This is a genomic window from Benzoatithermus flavus, assembly GCF_037908215.1.
Lineage (GTDB): Bacteria > Pseudomonadota > Alphaproteobacteria > Geminicoccales > Geminicoccaceae > Benzoatithermus > Benzoatithermus flavus.
Map to the genome: position 1 here is coordinate 1 of NZ_JBBLZC010000097.1, position 668 is coordinate 668.

Below are 668 nucleotides of genomic sequence, written 5' to 3' on the forward strand. Positions count from 1 at the left end.
ACCATATCCCAACGAAGAAGGAAAAAATCTTTGCGCTCCCGGAAATCCATGCCCATTATTTGCTGCTGTACAATTTGAGCATGATCTCCCGCTACGAAACAGAGTGGTGGAGCGAACTTCTTCACTCTTACTCAAGCAAGGCGTACATTTTTATTCTTCAATTTCTTTCCATATCGGCGGACAAAGTGCCCCTGCTGCTAAACGAATATTTAATGCATAAGTTTTGGGCCAAGCCAAATGATTGAATGCTCTCCCACCTGCACGAACACGCGGGAGTAAAGGCTTCCCAGCGCGGGTTGATAAAAAGCACCCCATTGCGCGTCATGCACAATGGGGTGCTCTGTTTTCCGCCTAGCAGCGACCTACTCTTGCAGGGGCGCTGGCCCCAACTACCATCGGCGCTGGAGGGCTTAACTGCCGTGTTCGGGATGGGAACGGGTGTGACCTTCTCGCTATCGCCACCAGACTATAAGTTTGAAAAGAACCTTGTTCTTTCAAAACTAAATTCTGCGCGCCACCAAAGCGTATTGCCGAGAATCACCAAGTTTGACTTGGTTAAGTCCTCGATCGATTAGTATTCGTCAGCTCCACATGTCGCCATGCTTCCACCTCGAACCTATCTACCTTATCATCTTTCAGGGATCTTACTTCTTACGAATGGGAAATCT

At 48.4% G+C, this 668-nt stretch carries 1 protein-coding gene and 2 rRNA genes; 1 reads left to right on the forward strand and 2 read right to left on the reverse strand.

Translation table 11 applies throughout. The features are described from left to right. Positions 1-245 (forward strand): YaaC family protein (locus U1T56_RS24255; RefSeq protein ID WP_418162053.1); only part of this gene is annotated, 245 nt, incomplete at its 5' end. Positions 246-349: 104 nt separating this feature from the next. Here U1T56_RS24255 and rrf read toward each other — a convergent pair. Together rrf and U1T56_RS24265 are read right to left on the reverse strand one after the other, a co-directional pair. After that, a 5S ribosomal RNA gene (gene rrf / locus U1T56_RS24260) occupies positions 350-466 on the reverse strand. 85 nt (positions 467-551) lie between these two features. Next, a 23S ribosomal RNA gene (locus U1T56_RS24265) occupies positions 552-668 on the reverse strand; the annotation flags it as partial.